Here is a 23,985-nt window from a genome sequence, read left to right on the forward strand (position 1 = left end):
GGCGACGCTCACCGGAGTCCTTGCGCCAGAAGAAAGCTCGCGCTGCACGCTGAAAATCTGTGCGGCGCTGCATTTATTTTACCATTCGGTCAAAATAATATTTGACCGAATGGTAAAATTTCTCGTTGTATCGGGTCAAAAGACCGACAGACGAGGAAAGAATGACAACCAGCCCCAGAGAAAACGGGATTGTGGCCGGCCGGCTGCCAGACCCGGTGCTCCAGGAAAACTTCTGTGACTTGCACGCCCCGCTCGATGCGCACGAGGCCCATGTGGCGGCGGATCGCTGCTACTTCTGTCATGACGCACCATGCATGACCGCCTGCCCGACCAGCATCGATATTCCGCTGTTTATCCGGCAGATCGCGACGGGGACACCGGACGCCGCCGCAAAGACCATTTTCGAGCAGAATATCCTTGGCGGGATGTGCGCCCGTGTTTGCCCCACAGAAACCCTGTGCGAAGAGGCCTGCGTACGCGAAACAGCCGAGGGCCAGCCGGTCGAGATTGGCCGCTTGCAGCGCTACGCAACCGATACCGTGATGGCCAAGGGCGTCCATCCCTTTGACCGCGCGAAACCAACAGGCCGCACCGTTGCTGTTGTCGGAGCAGGACCCGCAGGCTTGGCCTGTGCGCACCGGCTCGCGATGCTGGGGCATCAGGTTGTGGTCTACGAGGCCCGCCCCAAGTCTGGCGGCCTGAATGAATACGGGATCGCCAGCTACAAATCCGTTGAAAACTTTGCGCAAAAGGAAGTCGACTGGCTGCTGCAGATTGGCGGGATCGAAATTCGTCATGAGGCAAAGCTGGGTCAGCACATTTCGCTGGAAGGCCTGCAAGAGGACTATGATGCGGTCTTTGTAGGGATGGGTCTGGGGGCGGTGAATGCCTTGGGACTGGACGACGCCAAAGTTGGCGTCGCGGATGCCGTGGATTTCATTGCCGAATTGCGCCAGTCCAGCGACCTAAGCACCATGCCCATAGGACGCCGCGTGGTCGTCATCGGCGGCGGCATGACTGCCGTGGATGCCGCCGTTCAAGCCAAGCTCTTGGGCGCCGAGGAGGTCACCATTGCCTATCGCCGCGGCAAAGAGGCTATGGCCGCTTCGGCGTTTGAACAGAAGCTCGCAACCAGCAAAGGCGTGCGTATTCTGTACAACGTCGCACCAGTCGGGGTGACTGGAAATGGCAGCCTGACCGGTGTCACGTTGGCCTACACAGAGAGTGTAGAGGGCAAGCTGGTGCTGACCGATGACACCTTTACCCTGCCCGCCGATCAGCTGTTCCGCGCGATAGGACAGACCCTGAGTGCTGCCCCCCGAGGTTTGGAGTTCGAGAAAGGCAAGATCAAGGTTGATGCGGCCGGACACACCTCGGCCCCCGGTGTGTGGGCAGGCGGAGACTGTGCAAGCGGCGGAGACGACCTGACCGTTACGGCCGTTGCCGAAGGGCGCGACGCCGCCATGAACATCCACACCGTTCTGATGGGAGGCAAATAATGGCCGATCTCACGACAAATTTCCTTGGCATTTCCTCACCCAATCCGTTCTGGCTGGCCTCTGCGCCGCCCACTGACAAAGAGTACAACGTCCGACGCGCCTTTGAGGCGGGCTGGGGCGGCGTGGTCTGGAAGACCCTCGGGATGGAAGGCCCGCCCGTAGTTAACGTAAACGGTCCCCGATATGGTTCGATCCATGGGGCCGATCGCCGACTGCTCGCCCTGAACAACTTGGAACTGATCACCGACCGACCGCTCGAGGTGAACCTCGAGGAAATGACCCGTGTGAAAAAGGACTACCCCGACCGTGCGCTCATTGCCTCTGTCATGGTGCCTTGCGAAGAGGCCGCGTGGAAAGAGATCCTGCCGCGCATAGCAGAGACCGGCTGTGACGGGTTCGAACTCAACTTTGGCTGCCCGCATGGGATGGCCGAGCGCGGGATGGGCTCTGCCGTCGGTCAGGTGCCTGAATACATCGAAATGGTCGCCCGGTGGTGCAAAGAGGCCACTGACCTGCCGGTGATCGTGAAGCTGACGCCGAACATCACCAATGTGCTCTACCCTGCCGAGGCAGCGAAACGCGGCGGCGCAGATGCGGTGTCCCTGATCAACACGATCAATTCAATCACCTCTGTCGACTTGGACAGCATGGCGCCAGAACCCACCATTGACGGCAAGGGCACCCATGGCGGCATGTGCGGCCCAGCGGTCAAACCGATTGCTCTGAACATGGTGGCAGAGATCGCGCGCAACCCAGAGACTCGCGGCCTTCCGATCAGTGGCATTGGCGGCGTGACCACGTGGCGCGACGCGGCCGAGTTCATGGTCTTGGGCGCTGGTAACGTACAGGTTTGTACGGCAGCGATGACCTATGGCTTCAAGGTCGTGCAGGAGATGATCAGCGGACTGTCCCAGTGGATGGACGAAAAAGGATATACCAGCACCTCGGACTTTATCGGGTCGGCAGTTCCGAACGTCACGGACTGGCAGTACCTGAACCTGAACCACGTCACTAAAGCGCGGATCAGCCAAGACGACTGCATCAAGTGTGGCCGCTGTTATGCCGCGTGCGAAGACACCAGCCACCAAGCCATCACCATGTCCGAGGACCGCGTGTTCGAGGTGCAAGACGACGAATGCGTGGCCTGCAATCTGTGCGTCAACGTTTGCCCCGTCGAAAACTGCATCACGATGGAGACTCTGCCCGCAGGCGCTGTAGATGAACGCACGGGCAAGATTGTGTCGGGCGACTACGCCAACTGGACGACGCACCCAAACAACCCATCGGCCACAGCGGCCGAGTGACCCTGCAGGGCAATTCAACGGGCCGGATACAGGTTTTTCATTTGCCTATTTTTTACGCAAACACCCGAGCCGTCCGGCCTACGCCCCACCCCTTCCGCGATGTTTTTGCGTAGGTTTTGCGAAAAGGTTTGACCAGATGGTCAAGACGCCATTCCACTAAGGGCAGACGCAGGGCGCCGGATTGGGCGCCCCTCCCGCCCCCACACGGGACTGCCGACAGAACGAAAAGGATACCACCGATGGTTGCCGCCGGAGAGAACCTGAAGATCAACAAAGAACGGCTGTGGGACAGCCTGATGGAGATGGCCAAAATCGGCCCCGGAATTGCGGGGGGCAACAACCGCCAGACCCTCACTGACGAGGATGCCGAGGGCCGCGCCCTGTTCCAGAAGTGGTGCGAGGCCGAGGGCATGACCATGGGCGTCGATACCATGGGCAACATGTTCATGACCCGCGAGGGCACCGATCCCGACGCTCTGCCTGTCTATATGGGCAGCCACTTGGATACCCAGCCCACGGGCGGGAAATATGATGGCGTTCTGGGGGTTTTGGGCGCGCTAGAGGCGGTCCGGACCATGAACGATCTGGACATCAAGACCAAGCACCCGATCGTCATCGCCAACTGGTCTAACGAAGAAGGCACACGCTTTGCCCCTGCTATGCTGGCGTCAGGCGTGTTCGCAGGTATTCACACGCAGGACTGGGCCTATGACCGTGTGGACGCCAAGGGCAAACGCTTTGGCGACGAGTTGGAGCGTATTGGCTGGAAGGGCGACGAGCCCGTTGGCGCCCGCAAAATGCACGCCATGCTGGAGCTGCATATCGAACAGGGCCCCATTCTGGAGGCCGAGGGCAAGGATATCGGCGTCGTCACCCACGGTCAGGGTCTGCGCTGGATCCAGTGCACCGTGACGGGCAAGGAAAGCCACACAGGCTCCACCCCCATGCCCATGCGCAAGAATGCAGGGCGCGGATTGGCGCGGATCACCGAACTGGTCCACGAGATCGCCATGAAGCACCAGCCCAACGCCGTCGGGGCGATTGGGCATATCGACGTTTACCCAAACTCGCGCAACATCATCCCGGGCAAGGTCGTGTTCACCGTCGATCTGCGGTCGCACCTGCCCGAGATTATCGAGACCATGCTCGCGGAATTCTACGAGAAGGCTCCGAAGCTTTGCGAAGAGATCGGCGTCAGCCTAGAGACCGAGGTGGTCGGTCAGTTTGACCCGCCCGCCTTTGACGAAGGGTTGGTCACGTCGATCCGTAACGCCGCAGAAACGCTGGGGTATTCCCACATGGACATCGTGTCCGGTGCGGGTCATGACGCCTGCTGGATCAACGATGTCGCCCCAACCGCGATGATCATGTGCCCCTGCGTGGACGGCCTGTCCCACAACGAGGCAGAGGAGATCAGCCCCGAATGGGCGGCCGCCGGAACCGATGTCCTGCTGCACGCCGCACTGGAAACTGCGCAAATCCAAGAGTGAGATACGCCAACTCGTACAGGAAATTCTGCAAGACCACACTGCAACATTGAGCGTTTTATGAGAGCCCCGAAGTCTTATCTCTGGTCAGGAAGCGCCGCGCATCAAACCCGCGCGGCGCACAGTGACCAGTTTTCGACCGAAAGGAGCGATCATGCCTCTTATCCGCTTTTATGTTCAGGAAGGCCGTACACCCGAAGCCACCCGCACCCTGCTGGATTCGGCACACGAGGTGGTGGCCGACGTCTTTGGTGTGCCCCGGCGCGACCGCTATCAGATCGTGACCGAGCACAAGCCCGGCCAGATGATCCTCGAGGACACGGGCCTTGGCTTCGAACGGGACCCGTCCGAGCAAATTCTGGTGCAGGTCTTCACCTCGCCCCGCGCGCAGGACGCCAAGCTGGCATTCTACGACAAACTTGCGGCGAAATTACAGGATGTCTGCGGGCTCGATCCGAAAAACCTTATGATCTCGATCTTCGAGAACACTCAGGCCGACTGGAGCTTTGGCTTTGGTCGCGCCCAATACGTTACCGGCGAATTGGGCTGACCTCTCTGCACTGGATGGGTGCGGACGGATCAGCCCGCGCCCAATCCAGAACAGGGAGATACCAATGACCACAGTCATCAAGGGCGGCACCGTTGTCACCGCCGATCTGACCTACAAGGCAGATGTGAAAATCGACAGGGGCAAGATCATCGAGATTGGCCCCGACCTGAGCGGGGACGAGGTTCTGGACGCAGCCGGCTGCTACGTCATGCCCGGCGGGATCGACCCCCACACCCATCTGGAAATGCCCTTCATGGGCACCTATTCGGCGGACGACTTCGCCAGCGGCACCCGCGCAGCATTGGCGGGCGGCACCACGATGGTTGTCGATTTCGCCCTGCCCTCTCCCGGCCAGAGCCTGCTGGATGCATTGCAAGTCTGGGACAATAAGTCGGCGCAGGCCTCTTGTGATTACAGCTACCACATGGCGATCACTTGGTGGAGCGAACAGGTCTTTGACGAAATGAAGGCCGTCACCGAAAAGGGCATCAACACCTTCAAGCACTTCCTCGCCTACAAAGGTGCGCTGATGGTCAACGATGACGAGCTTTACGCCAGCTTCAGCCGCTGCGCGGAGCTGGGGGCGACACCGCTCGTCCATGCGGAAAACGGCGATGTGGTTGCCGAGCTGACCGCCAAGCTGCTGGCCGAGGGCAACACAGGCCCCGAGGGACACGCCTATTCTCGTCCCACACAAGTCGAAGGCGAGGCCACCAATCGCGCCATTATGATCGCGGATATGGCGGGGGCACCGCTCTATGTGGTCCACACCTCTTGCGAAGAGGCCCACGAAGCCATTCGCCGCGCGAAGATGCAGGGCAAGCGCGTGTGGGGCGAACCGCTGATCCAGCATCTTGTTCTGGATGAAAGCGAGTACTTCAACGAAGACTGGGACCACGCCGCCCGCCGCGTGATGTCGCCGCCCTTCCGCAACAAGCAGCATCAGGACAGCCTTTGGGCCGGTTTGGCGTCGGGCACGTTGTCCTGTGTGGCAACCGACCACTGCGCCTTTACCACGGATCAGAAGCGCTACGGCGTGGGCGATTTCTCCAAGATCCCGAACGGCACAGGCGGGCTCGAAGACCGTCTGCCCGTGCTTTGGACGTATGGTGTGGATACCGGCCGCATCACGATGAACGAATTTGTGGCCGTCACCTCGACCAATATCGCGAAAATCCTGAATTGTTACCCAAAGAAGGGCGCTATTCTGGTGGGATCAGACGCAGATATCGTGGTCATGGACCCGTCGATGAAGAAATCCATCAGCGCGGACAAACAGGCTTCTGCCATTGATTACAACGTGTTCGAGGGCGTCGAGGTCTCGGCCCTGCCTCGTTACGTGCTGACCCGCGGCTATGTTGCTGTCGACAAGGGCGACTTGAAAGCGAAAGAAGGGCATGGTGAATTCGTTGCACGCGATCCAAATGCGACCGTCAACAAAGCCCTGTCCAAGTGGAAGGAACTGACCGCGCCCCGCCCCGTCGAGCGCAGCGGAATTCCGGCCACTGGCGTTTAAAGCCCGTTCGGGGCGGGCCCTGCGCCTGCCCCCAATAAAATTGCCAGCAAAGAAGACCTTATGAAAAAGCCAGTGATTGATGCGTCGGGGGTCGACCTGACCTTCCAGACCAAAGACGCACCCGTCCACGCCCTCAAAGACGTGAACCTGCAGATCGACAAAGGGGACTTCGTGTCCTTTATCGGCCCGTCAGGTTGCGGCAAGACCACTCTGCTGCGCTGTATCGCGGCTCTGGAGACCCCGACTGGCGGTTCACTGACCGTCAACGGGCTGTCCGCGGATGAGGCCCGCAAGGCGCGATCCTATGGCTATGTATTTCAGGCGGCAGGGCTTTATCCGTGGCGCACGATCGAGAAGAACATCAAGCTGCCCTTGGAAATCATGGGCTACCCCAAGGCCGAGATGAACGAACGGGTCAAACGTGTGCTCGATCTGGTGGACCTGTCCGGTTTTGGCAAGAAATTCCCGTGGCAACTGTCTGGGGGGATGCAGCAGCGCGCCTCGATCGCGCGGGCCTTGGCCTTTGACGCGGATATCCTGCTGATGGACGAACCCTTTGGCGCACTGGACGAAATCGTCCGCGACAAGCTGAACGAAGAACTCCTGAAGCTGTGGGGCCGCACCGGCAAAACCATCTGCTTCGTCACCCACTCGATCCCAGAGGCGGTCTATCTGTCGACCAAGATCGTCGTCATGTCCCCCCGCCCCGGCCGCATCACCGACGTGATCGAGAGCCCCTTGCCCCGCGAACGCCCTCTCGAAATCCGCGATACGCCCGAGTTCATCGAGATCGCCCACCGCGTCCGCGAAGGGCTGCGCGAGGGGCACAACGCATGAAGAATATCCTGCCCATCCTGACCGTGATCTTGGTCATCGTGGCAGTCTGGTACGCCGCGGCGATCAAGATGAACGCAGCGTGGACCTATGCCCAAGCGAACCGCGCAGGCACCGAGGTCACCTTCAGCGAAGTTGTCCGCGACACCCTGAACCAAGAGCGCCCCGTCCTGCCCGCGCCCCATCAGGTGGCCGCAGAACTCTGGGCCACCACTGTCGAGAAAAAGATCACATCAAAGCGCAGTCTGGTGTTCCACGGCTGGGTCACCCTGTCGGCGACGCTGCTGGGCTTCGCGATTGGCACCACGGCGGGCATTCTGCTGGCCATCGGCATCACCCATAACCGCGCGATGGAGCTGGGGGTGATGCCTTGGGCGATTGCCTCGCAAACCATCCCGATCCTCGCGATTGCGCCCATGATCATCGTGGTTCTGAACAGCATGGGTATCTCGGGGCTGATCCCGAAGTCCATCATCGCGGCCTACCTTAGCTTCTTTCCTGTCGCGGTCGGGATGGTCAAAGGCCTGCGCGCCCCTGACGCCATGCAACTGGACTTGATGCGGACCTATAGTGCGTCTGACAACCAGACCTTTTGGAAACTGCGCCTGCCCTCGTCGATGCCCTACCTGTTTGCCTCGCTCAAGGTTGGCGTGGCGGCGTCCTTGGTCGGGACAATCGTGGCCGAACTGCCCTCTGGCGCGACGCGCGGCCTCGGTGCGCGCCTCCTGAGCGGGTCTTACTACGGGCAAACCGTCCAAATCTGGTCGGCCCTGTTTGCGGCGGCCTTACTGGCGGCGTCCCTCGTTATCATCGTCGGCGTGATCGAGAAGATCACCCTGCGCAGAATGGGGATGGCCGCATGAAGATCGCAATCATCCTCTTGGTCTGGATCGGCCTGTGGTGGCTGAACACCCGCCTTGCCCGCAGCACCAAAACCGCGTGGTTCGTGCCGATCCTGTTCGGTATCACCCTGCTGCTGCTGTGGGAGCTGACCGTGCGCCTGTTCGGGGTCAGCCCCGTAATCCTGCCACCGCCCACGGACATCGCTCTGACCTTCGCCAGCGAAATCCCGACCCTGTGGGAGGATTTCGTTCAGACCATCATCAAGGGCGCGTTCAGTGGCTATATCATCGGCTGCGGCGCGGCGTTCATTACTGCAATCATCATCGACCGCTCGCCTTTCCTGCAGCGGGGCCTGCTGCCCATCGGGAACTTCGTCGCCGCCCTGCCCATCGTCGGGGTCGCGCCGATCCTTGTGATGTGGTTCGGCTTTGACTGGCAGTCCAAAGCCGCCGTTGTCGTGATCATGGTGTTCTTCCCCATGCTGGTGAACACCGTCGCGGGGCTGCAAGCCAGCGACCACATGCAGCGCGATCTAATGCGCACCTACAATGCGTCTTATGTCCAGACGCTGGCTAAGCTGCGCATCCCCACCGCCATGCCCTTTATCTTTAACGGCCTAAAAATCGCGACCACCCTCGCGCTGATCGGGGCCATTGTTGCCGAGTTTTTCGGCTCTCCGATCAAGGGCATGGGCTTTCGCATCTCGACCGAGGTCGGGCGCTTGAATCTGGACATGGTCTGGGCCGAAATCACAGTAGCTGCGATTGCAGGTTCCGCGCTCTATGGGCTTGTCTCCTACATCGAACAACGGGTGACTTTCTGGCATCCGTCCCAACGCGGGTAATCCCGTCACAAATAGCCGGAAATCCGGCACAACAACTCGGAGGTTGTTCACATGAAAACTCTACTGACCAGTGCTGTATCTCTGGCCGCAATGGCCACCGGCGCGTTTGCCGCCGATGATGTCACCCTGCAGCTGAAGTGGGTCACGCAGGCCCAGTTCGCAGGCTACTACGTTGCGCTCGAAAACGGCTACTACGAAGAGGCCGATCTGGACGTCGAAATCAAGGCAGGCGGTCCCGACATCGCCCCCGTTCAGGTGCTGCTGGGTGGCGGCGCGGACGTGATGGTCGACTGGATGCCCTCGGCTCTGGCGGCCCGCGAAAACGGCGCGCCCATTGTGAACATCGCGCAGCCCTTCAAATCTTCGGGCATGATGCTGACCTGTCTCAAAGAGAACGGCGTCGCCTCGCCCGAGGATTTCCCCGGCAAAACCCTTGGCGTCTGGTTCTTTGGCAACGAATACCCCTTCCTGTCGTGGATGTCGAAGCTGGAGATCCCCACCGATGGCGGCGAAGCGGGCGTCGAAGTGCTGAAGCAAGGCTTCAACGTCGATCCTCTGCTGCAGGGTCAGGCGGCTTGTATCTCGACCATGACCTATAACGAATATTGGCAGGTCATTGATGCGGGCATCTCCGAGGATGACCTGATCACCTTCAAGTACGAGGACGAAGGCGTCGCGACGCTGGAAGACGGCCTTTATGTGCTGGAAGAGAACCTTGCCGACCCCGCGTTCGAGGACAAAATGGTGCGCTTCGTCGCCGCCTCGATGAAGGGCTGGAAATGGGCCGAAGAGAACCCCGAAGCGGCCGCCGAAATCGTGCTGGAATACGATGAAACCGGCGCACAGACCCTGAACCATCAGGTCCGCATGATGGGCGAAGTCGCAAAGCTGACCGCAGGTTCGAACGGCGCTCTGGACGAGGCGGATTACACCCGCACCGTCGAGACTCTGATGGGCGGCGGTTCTGACCCCGTGATCACCAAAGAGCCCGAAGGCGCGTGGACCCACGCGATCACCGACAAAGCGCTGAACTAATCGACACAGCCGGCGCATTTTTGCGATGCGTCGGCTGGCTTCATCCTCTTGTCGAAAACTAAGGGCATGCGGAACCAGAGCGACCTGCTATAGGTTGAGCCGGATACACCTTCTCTCCCTGAGTTTTGACATGCAAATTTTCCACTGCCCCGCCTGCTCCCGCCGCGTCTATTTCGACAACCTCGCCTGCACCTGTGGGCAGACGCTCGTGTTTGATCCCGAAGCGCAGGTGATGACCACCAACGCGCCGGTCTGTGCAAACCGCGAACAGATCAACTGCAACTGGGCTGCGACTGATGGGAAATTCTGCCGGTCCTGCGCGATGACCGAAACAGTGCCGGACATCGAACTGCCGAAAAATGTCAGTCTGTGGGCCCAGACCGAGGCCGCCAAGCGCTGGATGCTGGCGAATTTGGGCCGCTGGGGTTGGTTCGATGCCTCCGACTCTGGCGCTCGGCCCGTCTTCCAATTGCTTGGCGAAAAGACGACAGAGGGCAAAGAAAACGTGATTATGGGCCACGCGGATGGCGAGATCACCATCAACGTCACCGAGGCCAGTCCTGTCATTCTGGCGCGCCGCCGCGCAGCCTTGGGCGAGCTGTACCGAACCATGGTCGGCCACATGCGCCACGAGATGGCGCATTTCCTGTTCCTGCGCCTGTCCGAAGATCAGCAGTTCCTGACCGAGTTCCGAGACCTGTTCGGTGACGAACGCGCCGACTACGGCGAAGCACTGAAAGTCCACTACGAGAACCCTGCCCCCGCAGGGCAAACCCATATCACCAGCTACGCGACCTCTCACCCGCATGAAGACTGGGCAGAAACCACGGCGCATCTCTTGCATCTGGTCGATCTGTTGGACAGCGCCCAAGCGGCGGGCATCTATGTCCAAGGCGGGCCTGACAGTGGGTTTGACGCCTATGCCTCTGGTGATACCGACACACTCATCCGCATGGCTGTAGACGCGACCCTCGCGATCAACCACGTGAACCGCGCGCTGGATCTGCCTGATCTCTATCCATTTATTCTAACCGATCAGGTCAAGACCAAGCTCGCTCTAGCCCACCGCTATCTGCGCCGGAACGCGCAAAGCATGACGCAGACAAATCTGGTGGCGTGACCGCTGCGGACGGCTCGGCTATACACCAGAGATAACGATTTAGGACTTCGAAGAACCTCATGAGCGGATTGATCGCCCTACTGGATGATGTGGCAGCTATTGCCAAAGTGGCCTCTGCCTCGGTGGATGATGTGGTGGGACAGGCTGTCAAAGCCTCGACCAAGACAGCAGGTGCGGTGATCGACGACGCCGCAGTGACCCCCAAATACGTGCACGGTTTCAAGCCAGAGCGCGAATTGCCCATCGTCTGGAAAATCACCAAGGGTTCGCTCTTTAACAAGCTGGTGCTTTTGCTGCCTGCGGCGCTTCTGCTGTCGATCTTTGCCCCGTGGCTCGTCTACCCCCTGCTGATGATTGGCGGCTGCTATCTGGCGTATGAGGGCACAGAGAAAGTCTGGCACGCCATCAGTCCCAAGCACCATGATCAAGCCGACGCGATCAAGGAAAAGGTCGCCGGCAAGACCATGGAAGACGACAAGGTCAAAGGCGCGATCCAGACGGATTTCATTCTATCGGCCGAGATCATGACCATCGTGCTGTCTGCGGTCCCAGCCGAGGAAAGTCTGATCATGAAGGCAGCCGTGCTGGCCGTCGCCGCGCTGCTGATCACGATCGTCGTCTACGGCGCCGTGGCTCTGATCGTCAAAGCGGACGATGTCGGTCTGTCGTTGGCAAAGAATGGTCGGCTTGGTGCAACGCGCGCTGTGGGCCGGTTCATCGTTCGCGCCATGCCCATCTTGATGGACGTTCTGATCGTTGTCGGCACTGCAGCGATGATCTGGGTGGGCGGTTCTATTCTGGTTCACAGTCTGCACGAGTTGGGCGTCCATGGCCCCTATGATTTCATCCACCACATTGCGGTCAGCCTCTCGCAGATGGTCGTGCAGTTCCAAGGTGCGTTGGAATGGTTCGTGACGGCTTTCCTTGACGGTTTGATCGGCTTGGCGGTCGGCGCGGTTTTGATCCCGCTGGTCGGCTTTGTCATGGGCCTACTCGGCAAGAAAGCCCACTGATCGTTTCCCGCTCGATGTCCTTGGTCGCTGAACAATGGCGACCAAGGCTTTCAGTCTAGAACGGTCCAACACGCGGCACCCGCGCTTTGGTGCGCCGCAAAGTATAGAGCCCCGAGGCGACAATGATGCCAGCGCCGATGATCGTGAACATATCCGGCAGGTTGCCAAAGATCAGGTAGCCATAGCCTGTCGTCCAAAAAATCATGGTGTACTGCAAGGGCGCCACAACCACCGCTTGGGAAATCTCGAGCGCCTTGATCACCAAAAGCTCGCCAAATCCGCTGCACGCCGCGTAGATGGCGAAAAGCAGGATGTCTTCTTGGGCGACAGGCTTCCACACAAAGGGCTGCACCACCGCCAAGAGGCACACGCTGGTAATCGCCGTAAAGGCAACCGTGGTCACAGTGGAGTCTACCCCAGCCAAAGAGCGCGACACCACCTGCCGCGTGGCAAACAGGAAGGCCGAGAATACGACGATGAGGTAGGCTGGATGAAAGCTGTCAAAGCCCGGCCGGATAATCACCAAAGTGCCGACAAATCCCATCGTGATCGCCACAATTCGGCGCACACCCACGTATTCCCCCAAAAAGACAGCCCCTAGGATCGTAACAAAGAACGGCGCGACAAAGGCGATCGAACTGGCGTCGGTCAAGGGGATGTAACGCAGACCAACGACGAACAACACGCCCGACACGGTCGCGCAAAGCCCGCGAAACACCTGCAGCTTTGGTTTCTTGGTGCGCAGCGGATTGGTACGCGTGAGCAGCACAAAAAGCAGGACACCGATCAGCAGGCCGGATTGCCGTATGCCTGCGATCTGCATGGGGTGGTATCCGCCAGTCATGAATTTGGCGATCGTATCAGCAGAGCCGAAGCTAAACATCCCGAGCGTCATAAGAGCGATCCCTTTGACATTCGAGCGCGCGGAAATCTGTGTCATAGAGACCTATGTAAAATAAGTTCAAACGCAGCCGGATGGCCACGCCCTGTATCTTTAGCGGCGTTTAGGTGGCAGCCGCTGGTGCTGTCTACCCCCGTCAGCGGCCATCCATTTGCGCGCTTCCGTCACTGGAACGATCCGAGCACGACGATAAGTTCTGTGCTCCAGCGCTTTGCCCCGAGCGGTTTAGCGAAATGGTTTCGATGCGCTCTTGGGACGCGACCGACAATGTGATTCGCATGCGCACCAGTCAGCGGCGTTGGCGCAATTGCCATATTCGCCAAGCTCTGCGGCCTGCTGTTTTATAAGCGGTATTACGGCAGCTTTGGATGTGGCACAGGCTGCGCGCAAGGTTGATGCGCGCAATCCCGATATTGACGCAATGTTGACAAGCTGCGCCATCCGGTTGGTGTCATTGATCCTCTCCTCCCGCAGTGCTTCGCCGGCGGGCTTGCACCTTGACTGCCGCACGGATGCAACAGTCGCGCATAGGATACGCCCGCGGGTCTTGGTCTGTAAATGGAAACCTACGCGCGGTGTCACTGGCGCGGGCGCGAGTGTAGCCCGTATTCACGCCAGAACACCGGAGTGAACAAGACCAGAACCGTCAGCATCTCCAGCCGTCCCAGATACATTCCGAACGCAAGAACAGTTTTCACCGCATCACTGAGCGCGGCGAAGTTTCCAGCCGGTCCGATGAGGGACCCAACCCCAGGTCCCACATTCGCCAAAGCGGTCAGGGCGCCGCTTGTTGCAGTCTCCAAATCCAGTCCCAACAACGCGAGTACGATGGTCAACAAAAGGAACGTCGCAAAATAGAACACCAAGAAGACAACAACGCCATTTAACACATCTTCTTCAAAGGCTTGCCCCTGAAACTTAATGCGTGTGACGCGGTGCTTGGCCTGTAGGTTCTTGACCTTGGCCAGCACGGCGCGCCAAGCCAGCAACCAGCGCATCGCTTTGCCCCCTCCGGCGGTCGATCCGGTACACCCACCGACTGCTGTCAGGAAGAAAAACGCCGTAACAAAGAGCGGCCCCCACCCGGTATAGTCCGCTGTTGCATAGCCTGTCGTTGTGACCACAGAAACGACGTTGAAGGCCACAAGCCGCAGCGCCTCGAGCGGGGCATGGTGGGTGATCGTGATCAACCGCGCCGTCAGGATCAGGATGACAATCCCCAAACACCAGAGCATTGCACTGACCTGATCGTTGCGGAACACGCGCCGGTTTACCACGCGGATATACCACGCAAAAGGCAACGCCCCGAGCAACATAAATCCGGTGCAGGTCCACTGCAGAAATGGGCTCTGGAAATGGCCAAAAGACGCGTCATAGCCAGAGTATCCCCCCGTCGACAGCGTGGTCATCGCATGGGTGATCGCATCGAACAGCGACATGCCCCCCGCCAGATATAGCACAGCGCAAAGCGTGATCAGCGCCAGATAAACCCGTAACGTGGCCGCCGCGAACATGGCCGCGTTTCGCATCTCCTTGTCACCTTTGTCAGAGCTTTCGGTGCGAAACAGCTGCATGCCACCAACCTTGAGCACCGGCATCACCGCAATCGCAGTTACGACAAAGCCGACGCCTCCGACCGCCTGAAGCAAAGCCCTCCAGAAGATAATCCCACGGGGTGTCTGGTCGAGCCCGCTCATCACGGTAGAGCCTGTGGTGGTGATCCCCGACATCGCCTCAAAGAATGCGTCCGCTGGTGTCATGCCCCACAAGAATAGGGGCACTCCGCCTGCGACAGCCGCTGTCATCCACACAGACGACGTCATGACAAAGGCATCCAGCCGCACCATCTGCATCTGCGATTGGCGCGCCGCGATGGTCAGCATGCTGCCCGCAAAGGCTGTCAGAAGGCCACCCAGCAAGAAGATCCGGTTTGTCGATTGAAAAAGGATCGCATCCAGCCCCATCGCCCCACCAAAGAAGATGAGCACGGCGCCATTGATGAATATGACAAAGTGCATCTGCGGCACCCCAACAGAGCAGACCAGACGGGGCCCACGCCCAAACGCTTACGCCTGCGGGCCGCGGGGTACGAGCCTGCGAGCATTGGGACACACGGATGTGATCAGCTTCGAACTTCGGGCAGTTTGCCCCGCGTCTGCGCAAATTCGCGGACAAGTGCGACGCGCCTCGGGCGGAAGCTTTCGGTGCCTGCCGCCAAATCTTGCATCTTGGGGACGTGAAACAGCCTAAAATCCATACGGGTCCGGCAATGCCCCAGTAGCATCAGATGGCCCTCGCCATAGGACAGCGCCAGCGGCCAGACTTCGCGATCGGTGCCGCGCCCCTTTAGGTCGGTGTAGTGAAAGGTGACGCTGTGCTCCTCCCAGATCGCCTCGCGCAGCAGGGTCATGTCGATGATCACGGGCGGGCGGTCATCAGGGCGGCGAAAGCTGCGCAAGGCGGTATTCATGGCCTGCCGCGCCTGACGGTCGGGCAGAGTGGCAATGATACGTGCCATCGCATCCTGCCCAGCCCGCGTCAGCGCCGGGTCGGCCAGTTGGTCCAACCCAGACAGCGCCAGCACCAGTGCCTCAATCTCGAGCCGGCTAAAGCTTTGGGGCGGCAGGGCGCTGTCTTCCGTCAGCGTGTAGCCCAAGCCCGCGGCGCCGTCGATCAGTGCGCCGCCCGCGCGCAGCGTGGCAATGTCGCGATAGAGCTGGCGGTTAGAAACACCCGTTTCCTGAGCCAATTGCTGTGCAGTGACAGGCCCGCGTGTGCGGCGCAGCGCATCCATCAAACGCATCAAACGAGCTGTACGGGCCATGGCATCCTCCTGACAGGAATTGTCAGCAGGGCCAGATTAGAACAGTCCTATAACAACCGAAAGGACACAATCCCATGACCACGCTCTACCACGCTCCGATGTCGCGCTCTTCGTCCATTCTGGCACTTGTACGCGAGTTGGACCCGACGATCGACGTGCAGACCGTCACCGTGCGGCGCCCCGATGGATCGGGGGGGCCCGACCCCAAGAACCCCCACCCCGAAGGCCGCGTGCCCTATCTGGTCGACGGCGCCGAACATTTGCGCGAACGTGGAGCCATCGTGCTGTATTTGACGGACAAATACCCCGACGCCGGACTGGCGCCGAAAGTAGGGGAACCAGGACGCGGAGCCTATCTCACGTGGTTGTCCTATTACCAAGGGGTGATGGAGCCGGTTTTCATCATGACCATGCTGGATCAGGCCACGCCTGAGTCGATCAGGGCCTATGGCAGTTTTGACGATGTCATCGCCAGCCTCGACCATGCGCTTCAGAAGGGACCGTATCTGCTTGGTACGCACTATTCTGCGGCGGATTTGCTATGCGCCAGCCCGTTCCAATGGATGCCGCATATGGTGCCCGATAATGCCCGCATTCGCGACTGGGTGGCGCGCTGCAGTGAACGCCCCTCGGTTGCGCAGGTCGTCGCAGAAGAGATGGCCCCAGCCTAGGGCCCCAGCACCTCGACAGATTGAATGGTGGGCAGGTGGCATGCTATCTCGTGCCAGCTGTCCCCTTCGTCAAAGCTGGCAAAGACCGATCCGCTGTTGGTGCCGAAATGTACCCCTGCCGGATTGGCAGGATCCACCGCCATGGCCTGCCGCAACACCGTAAAAAAACAGGCGGTCTGTGGGAGCCCTTGGCGCAGGGCGTGCCAGCTTTGCCCACCATCGCGCGTGCGCCACACAGCAGCGGCAGCCTCAGGCGGGAACCGACCCTGCGTGTCACCGTTCAAGGGGATCGTCCATGCCGTCTGCGGATCGCGGGGATGCGCCCCAATCGGAAAGCCAAAGGTCGAGGGCAAGCCATCGGTCACATCCTCCCAACTGCGGCCACCATCAACCGAGCGCCAGACACCGTGGTGGTTCTGTTGGTACAGCAGGTCCCCCTGCCCCGCACCATGAGCAATGTTGTGTACACAGTGGCCTGTTTCGCCATCCTTAGGGGCCGCGGGATGGTGGTGATGGGTGCAGGCCGCTGCGTTGGCTAACCGGTTGCGCCGCTCCCATTTCGCGCCGCCATCTACGGTGGCAAAGACCCCAGCGGCAGAGATGCCCACCCACATTTTCCGAGGGTCGTCTGGGCTTGGAACGATGCTGTGCAGAATGAGCCCCGCAGCCCCGCTATTCCAATCGGGACGTGATGGGTGATCGGTCAGCCCTGACACCTTCTGCCAAGTGATACCGCCATCATGGCTGGCCAACAGTCCCGCTGGCTTTGTCCCCGCATAGACAACGCCGTGCGCGACCGCCATGGACCAGACTTGCGAAAATTCCTCGCCAAAGGGCGTCGGCTCGGAAGTCCAGCCGATCATCTGCGCGAAATCAGGATCGTTCGCGGCCCAGTCATCCATCATGCCTTTGGTCAGCTTTGACAGCGTCCATGTCTCGCCCCCATTGGTTGAACGCCAGACACCAGTTCCGGACCAATCGCCGCCGCCACCGGCCCACAGATGCCCTGTTTCAGGATCGCCAATGACATGATGAATGGGCCACCCATCGCAATGTGGGCCCGAGACGGTCCATCCATCGCGGTCCACCGCCCCATGCAACAAGAAAGCCCCTTTGGTCGTGCCGATCAGTACCTGCGTCCCGCGCATCGCGCATCCCCTCTGGCAATGTACAACCCTAGGGTATCACAGGCTGGCGCATCCGCTCAGCGTCTTTTGCGTGCGACGTTGACGATCCTACGGATGCGCTGTTACCTCGGCCCCATGCGCGAAGCCGACCTGTATGAACCCGTCAAAACCTATCTCGAAGGCCAAGGCTACACCGTCAAAGCCGAGATAGGAGCCTGCGATGTCATGGCCGTGCGCGGCGAAGAGCCGCCTGTGATCGTGGAGCTGAAAACGACTTTTTCACTCGCGCTGATCTTTCAGGGGGTCGAGCGTCAAACTGTGAGCGACGCGGTGTATCTGGCAGTGCCTGTGTCCAGCGATCGCGGGTGGAAACTACGATACAAAGACATCACGCGTCTGTGCCGCCGTTTAGGGCTGGGGCTGCTGGCCGTGGACGTGAAGAAAGCCAGCGTCACCGCTCATTTGGACCCCGAAGATTATACGCCGCGCAAAAACACCAAGCGGCTTGGCCGTCTGCTGCGCGAATTCGAGCGCCGCGTGGGCGATCCGAACAAGGGCGGCACAACCGGCACCAAACGCATGACAGCGTATCGGCAAGATGCCTTGCGCTGTCTGGTCTACATGGCAGGCAAAGACCCTTGCCCACCCGCCGAGATCGCCCTCGCCACAGGGGTGACGACAGCGGGCAATATCCTGCGGGCCGATCACTATGGCTGGTTTGAGCGGCCCGAACGCGGGCGTTACATCGTCACGCCTAAGGGCCTCGAAGCCATCACGCTGCATGCAGACGACATCGCCGCGCTAAATGCGTAAGCGCTCCGCCTAGTCGGTCAGCAAATGCTCGTACCGCGCGTCGGTCAAAGTTTTGAGGAACGCAACAATCGCGTCGATCTCGCGATCCTTCAGAGCCGGTCCTTCGGTCAACTCCACCTCGGCCAAAGTTTCCGGCACGGGCGGCGGGCCAAAGGGCTGTCCGGTCTCTGGGTTAATCTGACGGGCCTCGGACACAGAGTTGTATTTATTGTAAAACAGAACGACCGTGCGCAGGTCCTCGAACACTCCGTTGTGCATGTAAGGCGCCGTCACAGCGACATTGCGCAGAGTGGGTACTTTGAACTTCCCGCGGTGGCCGTCTTCCTTCAGTTTGGGGTGCGCGCCCAAGCCCGCGTCCAAGACATCCATCCCGATCCCGTTCAGCGCCCGAAGGTCAGGATTCCGCGGCACGCCAATGTTAAAGAACTGGTAGTTGGTAAAGGTCTCGCCCTCTGCCCCAGGCCGTTCATTGAGCTGATGGCACATGTTGCAGTTGGTAAACTGCTGGGAAAAGAACAGCGTCTCGCCCAACAACTCTTCGGATGTAAGCTTTGCCTCGCCGCGCAGATAGCGGTCGTACTTGCTGTCAAACGTCTGAAACTGCCCCGTGCGTTCAAATGCGGCGAGTGCAGCGGTCATGGCTGCAAAGCCAGCGTCGGCATCATCCAGCGTCCCTTCGCCGTACAGCGATCCAAAGGCCGCAACATAGCTTTCGTTCTCTTTCAGGCGGTCCACCACAGACGCTTTGTCCGGCATGCCCATCTCGATCGGGTTCAGGGGCGGTCCGCCCGCCTGATCCTCAAGCCGCGCGGCGCGTCCCTCCCAGAATTGGCCGCCATGCCAGCGTCCATCCTTGTTGCGCCCGAACTCTGGCGTCAGGGCGGCGTAGGTCAGCGTGGGGGCGTTTCGGTCCCCGAATGACGCCCCATCATCCCCGATGGATGCCATTCCGCGCGGATCGGCGAACCCGCTCTCGGGATCGTGGCAGGTCGCGCAGGCCTGTGTCCGGTTCGCAGAGAGGTTGGTGTCAAAGAACAGAGCTTCTCCCAGCACCTCGACTGTATCCAAGGGCCCAGCCGCGCCGACGGGTAGCGCGGCCATCCCCGACAGAACGCAGGCCAGAAAACCGTTTCGAATTTGACCCATGGGTACGCTCCTGAACTGCGCCAGCTGAGTTGCCGAGTCTTTCAATAAGGTACAGTGCCCGAGGCATGCACCCCCATGCGACAAAACGCAAGAGGCCCCCGAAGGAGCCTCTTTTGGATTTCAGGATCGCGGCCCGATCAGAAGTCGAAGCTGTCCGCCGTCAGCAGAGTGGCGTCAACGTCGGTCAGCGTGATGCTGCCCCCCGAGTAGGTCACGAGCGCATCCGCACCGCTGTCTGTGATCGTGATATCCGCGAAAGTTTCCTCCAGTTCCGTATCGATCTTGATCAGGTCCACGCCGATCTCGAAGTCCGTAATGGTGTCAGCGCCATCGGCGTCTTTGAAGATAAAGCGATCTTCGCCCGCACCGCCAGTCAGAGTGTCATCACCCGCGTTCCCGAACAGACGGTCGTTATCCGCACCGCCATCCAAGACGTCATTGCCGGAGCCGCCCTTGAGGCGGTCTTTGCCATCGCCGCCGTCCAGCGTGTCATTTCCACCGTTGCCGAACAGGCGGTCATTGCCAGCCTCGCCCGCAAGGCTGTCATTGCCCGCGCCGCCTTTGATCATGTCACGGCCCTCTCCACCAGAGATCGTGTCGTCGCCCGAACCGCCAAAGAGACGGTCTTTGCCACGGCCACCGTCCATGTCATCGTTGCCGCCATTGCCGCGCATCCGGTCGTGGCCGCCGTTTCCGACGAAACGGTTGTCGTCCGAGTTGCCCTCAAAGTCGTCGCGGTCGTCCGACCCGTCATAGCTGTCGTCGTCGTGGTAGCGCGTGTAGGAACCAGGCACGTAGGCCGCGACAAGTGCGTCAATGTCGGTCAGGTCAGGTGTGCCCTCGCCTTCGGCAACCTCGGCGTAGTAGCCAGTGGTGGCATCCAACTGATAGACACTCCATTCGGTCCCATAGGAATAGGTCTCAACCTCGACCACGTAGTCGCCCGAGACGGTATAGGTTTCGTTCGCGTCGATGGTTTCCTGCTCAAGAGAGCCGTCGTCCTCGACCTCGTAAACTGCAGTCACAGAGGTGCCTGTTGCATCCAGCACAAAGCTGTACAAATCACCCGAAAGGCCACTGTGATCGTCGTCCGACCCGTCGTGGTCGTCGTCAGAACTGGAAGACGTCGTGCCGGCCGCCACGATCTGCGCCAATGTGGTGCTGTCGACGGTGCCGTAGCCTTCTGCGACCTCGCGCCAGTAGCCGGTAGTCGCGTCCTCTTCGTAGATCTCGTACTCGGTCTGGCCGTTTTCGGTTTCGGTCTTGACCACATAGCCATCCAGCAGGCTGTAGGTCTCGTCCCAATCGATCTCCTCGGCCTCAAGTGTGCCATTATGAGAGACTTCGAAAACGGCTGTGATGGCGCCAGTGTTGTCGAAGGTAAAGCTGTACAGGTCGTTCGAGGACATCGTCGTGCTCCGTTAGTGCGTTTGAGATTGACCCAAAGATGACCGAAAAAGAGGCAGGTTGATAATCGTCGGAATGTTAGATTTTACGTCAAAAACGGATATAGACTTGAAGTTTAGGGCCCGATTTCGTGGAATTTTCCTATATCATTCGGGGGATATCAGGCGTTTCGAGCCGCTTGAGAGCGGTGCGCCAAACGCGATCATTTTGAAAGAATAGGAAAACGATCCCCCGCGAGAATCAGATCACGAGGCCTTTGATTGGCGCAACCGCTGACGCCGAGGCAACCCAGACACCAAGGATGCCATGTCGCTCATGATCACCAAAGGCGAGACGTTTGGTGGCAGCGCGACATAGCGCGGGTGCCATTCGGGGTCGAACCCCTGCTTGAAAGTGCGCAACGCTTCGAAACTGTCGAACGCGCCGCCGTGACGATAGATCAAGCGGCCAAACTGGTTCCATGTCCGGCCCACAGTTTTGTCCGACAGACCTGCAAGCGGCGCGATGCCCAAACTGAAATACTGCGCCCCCGTCTCGGCTGCATAGGCCATAGAGTGTGACAGCAGGGTGCCGATGATCTCTGCCCCTTCTTCGGGGCGATATCGCAGCAAATCGACGCCTTGGGTCTGGCCGTTATTGGCCGGCAGCAGGTTGGCAAACGCCACGATCTGATCTGCGCGGCGCAGCACCGCAATCTCGAAATTCGACAGATACTCGGGTGCGAACAGCCCGACCGAGAATTTTTTGTCCTGCCCAGAGGCACCATGAAGCCACGCATCAGACACCTCTTTGAGCTCTGTGAAAACGTGGGTGTGCGGCGGATGTAGGACCTCGAAGGTCAGGTCAGTCGGGGGTGTTGTGCCGCGACCCTTCAGGTTCACGATGGCCTCGTCCCCGATCCGGTTCATACCAAAGCCCAGATCGGTCCAGATCGGCAAATGCGCCTGACTGACGCCATACAGCACAGGTCGGGCATTGGCCCGCGCCGCCTGATCAATGAACTGCGCCCCAAGGCTTGCAAACCGCTCTGGGTTGCCAATCGGATCACCAAAGGCCACCCAGCGCCCGCGATACACCGCATACATCAAAAAGGCATCGTTCTGCTCGGAAAAGAGCAGCTTTTTGTCTCCGGTCAGGGCGAGCCAACCTGCGGGGTCTTGGGTCTGCTGCAAGATGGCGGCCGCGCGCACCATCGGATCTGGTGCCGATCCGCTGCGCTGCTGTGTGGGGCGCAGAGCCAAGAACAAACAGAAGAAAAGCAGCATTGCCGACGCCGCCAGTCCAGATCGCAGCGCCCGAGGCGTGTCAGAATCCGGCGCAAATTCGACCCAGAGATCGGTGGTATAGGGCACCGTGCGGTTCACATAGTAGGCAAAAGCCGCCGTGGCACAGACCACCGCCGTCATCATCAGGAACCAACGCGGGCCAAAGACGCCTTGGGTCAGCGGGCCGTGGCGGTCAAAGGACTTGTGCAGGGGCAACAGCGCCAAGACGCCAAGCGAGAGGACGAGCGCACTTGGCCAGTTGCCGCCGTCCAGCAATGCCCCCGCAGCGCCGCCCAAGAGTGTCACAATCGCCAGCCAATAGGCCGAGGACACCCGCCGCGCGAGGCCGTGCGCGATGATCAGGAGCGTAACCCCTGCCACGGCAGAAGCGAGCGTGCCGCCCTCGCGGAGCAGTGTGGAGATCAGATCGCCTTCGGCCATTGCGTCGGTCCGCACGGACGGGATCATGGTAATCGCGAGCAGATAAATCCCGTATCCAAAGGCCACCAACCCCGTCAGCGACGGCACGAGCCCGTGCAGGGTCGACAGCGCAGGCTGCATCGGCGCAGGCAGGCGGGACAGCGAGCGGCCCACCCAGCCGCCAGCCACGCGCGCTTCGTTCAAGGCTACAATCAAAAAGCCAATTGCAAAGGGGACGAGATAGTAGATCAAGCGGAACAGCAGTAGCGCGGCGGCGGCATCCCCCACAGGAACGTCGGCGGGTAGCGTGCCGATCACAACCGTTTCGAACACCCCCACCCCGCCGGGCACGTGACTTAGGACGCCGACCATCATGGCCGTCGAATAGATCGCGACAAAAGTTGCGAAATCCGGCTTGCCCGCAGGCAGCAGGATCCACAAGGCAAACGAGGCGCTGGCAATATCGAGTAGCACTACGATCACCTGCCCGCCCAAGTCGCGCGGCGGCGGCATGCGCAGCTGATAGCCCATCACAGTCAATCGCCTGTCGGCAAAGGACATCCAGACAATCAACGCAACGGACACAGCAAAGAGACCGCCCGCGACGACACGCACAGTCATAGGACCATATGGCAGATAGCCAATCACTGCGTGGGGATGGACCGCCAGCGCCGCCAACCCGACCAGTGTGAGCCCCGTCCCAAGCGCAAGCCCGATATAGCCAGAGATAGCCGCGACCTCGAACGCATTCAAACCATAGGCGGAATAGATCCGGTAGCGGACTGCACCGCCCGACACGACACTGACACCAATCGTATTGCCAAAGGCGTATCCCAGAAAACCACCAAGGGCGACGATCCCGCCGGACAAGGATTTCCCGATATAACGCAGGGCGTAAACGTCATAAAAGGCCAGCGCGACATAGGCGACAAACGTGCCGCCAATGGCCCCCCAAAGCGCCGTCCAAGGGGTTGCTTTAATCTGTTGCAGGATTGCTCCGGAATCCACGGGACGCAGCAAATGGAGCAGCGCGTAAATGCCCATAGCAAACAGCACAGCCCCCAGCAGGATCGGAAATGCCCTGCGCAGAACCTGAAGAGTTTGACCCGACACGTGTGCTCCTGCCCTTTGGAATTGTGCTGCTATGGCACAGAACGGCTGCGGTATGGAATGACTTCTCATGATCAAACTGCGCGATCCGCGGGATTTGTAAAGTAGGACCAAACGCTTCCCTGCCGTCACGTGGCCCGTTTGTGCCGACCTTGGGGGCCAAAATGGGTCACCGACCCACTCCGTTTGATATCTTTCACAGTGGGGAGCGAGGCGTAAACTCTCGTCAGGATTGTTCAATAGGTCAGAGGACGCT

General features: G+C 60.0%; 20 protein-coding genes and 1 pseudogene. 13 read left to right on the top strand and 8 right to left on the bottom strand.

What is annotated here, in order from left to right:
• The first annotated feature begins 161 nt into the window (after window positions 1-161).
• The 11 genes from N4A58_RS20175 (at window position 162) to N4A58_RS20225 (ending at window position 12,045) form a co-directional block, all read left to right on the top strand.
• Complete coding sequence (locus tag N4A58_RS20175; protein ID WP_293713106.1) at window positions 162-1,499, top strand: NAD(P)-dependent oxidoreductase; 1,338 nt, start codon at window positions 162-164, stop codon at window positions 1,497-1,499.
• Window positions 1,499-2,803: an NAD-dependent dihydropyrimidine dehydrogenase subunit PreA gene (gene preA / locus N4A58_RS20180; RefSeq protein WP_293713108.1), complete on the top strand. Its 1,305-nt coding sequence runs from the start codon at window positions 1,499-1,501 to the stop codon at window positions 2,801-2,803. The genes N4A58_RS20175 and preA overlap by 1 nt, the downstream gene beginning before the upstream one ends.
• Window positions 2,804-3,042: 239 nt before the next feature.
• Complete coding sequence (locus tag N4A58_RS20185; RefSeq protein ID WP_293713110.1) at window positions 3,043-4,293, top strand: Zn-dependent hydrolase; 1,251 nt, start codon at window positions 3,043-3,045, stop codon at window positions 4,291-4,293.
• A 151-nt stretch (window positions 4,294-4,444) separates the two neighbouring features.
• Entirely contained in the window at window positions 4,445-4,840 is a 396-nt protein-coding gene (locus tag N4A58_RS20190) for a tautomerase family protein (protein ID WP_293713112.1), read from the top strand.
• A gap of 64 nt (window positions 4,841-4,904) precedes the next feature.
• Window positions 4,905-6,356: a dihydropyrimidinase gene (hydA, locus tag N4A58_RS20195; RefSeq protein WP_293713114.1), complete on the top strand. Its 1,452-nt coding sequence runs from the start codon at window positions 4,905-4,907 to the stop codon at window positions 6,354-6,356.
• Window positions 6,357-6,416: 60 nt separating this feature from the next.
• Complete coding sequence (locus tag N4A58_RS20200) at window positions 6,417-7,193, top strand: ABC transporter ATP-binding protein (RefSeq protein WP_293713116.1); 777 nt, start codon at window positions 6,417-6,419, stop codon at window positions 7,191-7,193.
• Window positions 7,190-8,053, top strand: a complete 864-nt coding sequence (locus N4A58_RS20205; RefSeq protein WP_293713118.1) for an ABC transporter permease — start codon at window positions 7,190-7,192, stop codon at window positions 8,051-8,053. Before N4A58_RS20200 ends, N4A58_RS20205 begins: the two co-directional genes overlap by 4 nt.
• Window positions 8,050-8,877 carry an ABC transporter permease gene (locus N4A58_RS20210; RefSeq protein ID WP_293713120.1) on the top strand — a complete coding sequence of 276 codons (828 nt, stop codon included), beginning with the start codon at window positions 8,050-8,052 and terminating at the stop codon, window positions 8,875-8,877. Before N4A58_RS20205 ends, N4A58_RS20210 begins: the two co-directional genes overlap by 4 nt.
• Before the next feature lie 51 nt (window positions 8,878-8,928).
• Complete coding sequence (locus N4A58_RS20215) at window positions 8,929-9,912, top strand: ABC transporter substrate-binding protein (protein ID WP_293713121.1); 984 nt, start codon at window positions 8,929-8,931, stop codon at window positions 9,910-9,912.
• A gap of 130 nt (window positions 9,913-10,042) precedes the next feature.
• Window positions 10,043-11,032 (top strand): putative zinc-binding metallopeptidase, encoded by a 990-nt coding sequence (locus tag N4A58_RS20220; protein WP_293713123.1) that lies wholly within the window; start codon window positions 10,043-10,045, stop codon window positions 11,030-11,032.
• A gap of 59 nt (window positions 11,033-11,091) precedes the next feature.
• Entirely contained in the window at window positions 11,092-12,045 is a 954-nt protein-coding gene (locus N4A58_RS20225; RefSeq protein ID WP_293713125.1) for a DUF808 domain-containing protein, read from the top strand.
• Between the two features lie 55 nt (window positions 12,046-12,100).
• Here the strand turns inward: N4A58_RS20225 and N4A58_RS20230 are convergent, their stop codons facing one another.
• From N4A58_RS20230 to N4A58_RS20245, 4 genes and pseudogenes are all read right to left on the bottom strand, one after another.
• Complete coding sequence (locus N4A58_RS20230) at window positions 12,101-12,985, bottom strand: DMT family transporter (protein WP_293713127.1); 885 nt, start codon at window positions 12,983-12,985, stop codon at window positions 12,101-12,103.
• 258 nt (window positions 12,986-13,243) lie between these two features.
• Window positions 13,244-13,378 (bottom strand): annotated as a pseudogene (locus tag N4A58_RS20235) (3-oxoacyl-ACP reductase); the annotation flags it as partial.
• Window positions 13,379-13,524: 146 nt separating this feature from the next.
• Entirely contained in the window at window positions 13,525-14,964 is a 1,440-nt protein-coding gene (locus tag N4A58_RS20240; protein ID WP_293713129.1) for a TrkH family potassium uptake protein, read from the bottom strand.
• Window positions 14,965-15,068: 104 nt separating this feature from the next.
• Window positions 15,069-15,770, bottom strand: a complete 702-nt coding sequence (locus tag N4A58_RS20245; RefSeq protein WP_293713131.1) for a YafY family protein — start codon at window positions 15,768-15,770, stop codon at window positions 15,069-15,071.
• A gap of 74 nt (window positions 15,771-15,844) precedes the next feature.
• Between N4A58_RS20245 and N4A58_RS20250 the strand changes: the two genes are divergently transcribed.
• Window positions 15,845-16,441: a glutathione S-transferase family protein gene (locus tag N4A58_RS20250; RefSeq protein WP_293713132.1), complete on the top strand. Its 597-nt coding sequence runs from the start codon at window positions 15,845-15,847 to the stop codon at window positions 16,439-16,441.
• Here N4A58_RS20250 and N4A58_RS20255 read toward each other — a convergent pair.
• Window positions 16,438-17,589, bottom strand: a complete 1,152-nt coding sequence (locus N4A58_RS20255; protein WP_293713133.1) for a sialidase family protein — start codon at window positions 17,587-17,589, stop codon at window positions 16,438-16,440. The genes N4A58_RS20250 and N4A58_RS20255 overlap by 4 nt on opposite strands.
• Before the next feature lie 93 nt (window positions 17,590-17,682).
• Between N4A58_RS20255 and N4A58_RS20260 the strand changes: the two genes are divergently transcribed.
• On the top strand, window positions 17,683-18,381 hold the full coding sequence (locus N4A58_RS20260; RefSeq protein WP_293713135.1) for a DUF2161 domain-containing phosphodiesterase: 699 nt from the start codon (window positions 17,683-17,685) through the stop codon (window positions 18,379-18,381).
• A 9-nt stretch (window positions 18,382-18,390) separates the two neighbouring features.
• On the opposite strand, the gene N4A58_RS20265 is transcribed toward N4A58_RS20260, so the two are convergent.
• The 3 genes from N4A58_RS20265 to mprF form a co-directional block, all read right to left on the bottom strand.
• Window positions 18,391-19,527: a cytochrome c peroxidase gene (locus N4A58_RS20265; RefSeq protein WP_293713137.1), complete on the bottom strand. Its 1,137-nt coding sequence runs from the start codon at window positions 19,525-19,527 to the stop codon at window positions 18,391-18,393.
• 137 nt (window positions 19,528-19,664) lie between these two features.
• Window positions 19,665-20,936, bottom strand: coding sequence for a calcium-binding protein (locus N4A58_RS20270; RefSeq protein WP_293713139.1), 1,272 nt, complete (start codon window positions 20,934-20,936; stop codon window positions 19,665-19,667).
• Between the two features lie 243 nt (window positions 20,937-21,179).
• Entirely contained in the window at window positions 21,180-23,732 is a 2,553-nt protein-coding gene (mprF, locus tag N4A58_RS20275) for a bifunctional lysylphosphatidylglycerol flippase/synthetase MprF (protein WP_293713141.1), read from the bottom strand.
• Between the last annotated feature and the right edge of the window lie 253 nt (window positions 23,733-23,985).

The sequence above is a fragment of the Donghicola sp. genome (assembly GCF_025210255.1).
Lineage (GTDB): Bacteria > Pseudomonadota > Alphaproteobacteria > Rhodobacterales > Rhodobacteraceae > Donghicola > Donghicola eburneus.